This is a genomic window from Rhizobium sp. 01T437 (assembly GCF_056398505.1).
In genome coordinates, this window is sequence record NZ_JBFTPM010000083.1 from 1 (window position 1) to 427 (window position 427).

The 427-nt window shown below is 66.7% G+C and carries 1 protein-coding gene; it reads right to left on the reverse strand.

Going from position 1 to position 427, the window contains the following annotated elements:
• Positions 1–427: carbon starvation CstA family protein (locus AC1DM5_RS36595; protein ID WP_477976972.1), on the reverse strand; the 427-nt coding region annotated here is incomplete at its 3' end.

Below are 427 nucleotides of genomic sequence, written 5' to 3' on the forward strand. Positions count from 1 at the left end.
CGCCGAGTTCCTCGCGGGCCATCTGGCCCAGGGAACGGCCGCCGCGGCGCATGGAGAAGAACAGGACGAGATAGTCCTGGACGGCGCCGGCAAGGACGACGCCGATGATGATCCAGATCGTGCCGGGCAGGTAGCCCATCTGAGCGGCGATGACCGGGCCAACGAGGGGTCCGGCGCCGGCGATGGCGGCGAAGTGGTGGCCGAACAGGACGTTGCGGTCCGTGCGGACGTAGTCCTTTCCGTCGGCCTTGTACTCGGCCGGGGTGGCGCGGCGGTCGTTGGGTTTGAGCAGGTAGCGCTCAATGACCTTGGAGTAGAAGCGGTAGCCGATCAGGTACGTGCAGACCGAGGCGAACACAAACCAGATGGCGTTGACGGTCTCGCCACGGACGATCGCCAGCATGAACCAGGCGACGCCGCCCAGCAG